The organism is Kocuria cellulosilytica (assembly GCF_040981245.1).
In the GTDB taxonomy this organism is placed as follows: Bacteria; Actinomycetota; Actinomycetes; order Actinomycetales; family Micrococcaceae; genus Kocuria; species Kocuria cellulosilytica.
This window is the reverse complement of record NZ_JAVFWZ010000034.1, coordinates 1-762: the sequence shown is the minus strand read 5'-3', so window position 1 is coordinate 762 and position 762 is coordinate 1. Positions and strand designations below refer to the sequence as shown.

Annotated in this window: 1 protein-coding gene; it reads left to right on the top strand. The window is 73.0% G+C overall.

Annotated elements, in window-relative coordinates; genetic code table 11:
* Nucleotides 1-36: 36 nt before the first annotated feature.
* On the top strand, nucleotides 37-762 hold a 726-nt coding region (locus RCG67_RS16830; protein ID WP_368827935.1), incomplete at its 3' end, for an alanine racemase.

Genomic DNA, 762 nt, shown 5'->3' with positions numbered 1-762 from the left:
TTCAAGGGGAGGAACGCCGTGGGTAGGCAGAACTGTGTGAGCGCGACGGACGGCCGGGGACGGCGCCTGGTGACATCCGTGCTGGTCCTGTCCGTGCTGGCCCTGGCGGGTTGCGGCCAGGGCGGCGGTTCCGCGCCGGACGCGCCCCCGGCGAGCGGCTCCGGCCCGGTCGCACTCGCCCCCTCGCACGGTGGGCTGCGGGGCGGGAACCTCGTCCTGGCCGACACCGGTGAGGACACCGAGGGCCCGATCACCGCGCGCTTCGGCGAGGCCGAGGTCGAGTGCGAGTTCGACGACCGGTCCGCCCGTCACGCCTGCCTGGCCCCCGCGCGGGAGACCCCCGGCGCGGTCGAGGTCTCCTTCGCCGCCGGCGGGAGCGAGGTCGGGGAGAAGACCGCCTACACCTACACGACGCCGGGCACGCAGGACGTCCCCGTCCTGACGGTGGACACGGAGACCGTCCGGCGCAACGCGGAGGAGATCCGGGCCGACTTCCCGCGGAACGTCCAGCTGGGCGCGGTGCTCAAGAACGGCGAGCCCGTGGACGTGTTCGGGAAGGTCATCGAGGACGCGGCCGACGTCGACTACCTCTTCGTGCCGAAGCTCGACGACGCCATCGCCCTGCGCGAGGCCGGTGTCGAGTCCAAGATCGCGGTGCTCTACGTCGCCCAGGTGGAGGACATCCCCCTGCTGATGCACTACGACGTCGAGGTCGCCGCCACGGACCCCGCGTGGGTCGGGGCAGCGGAGCAGGTGCTGTCC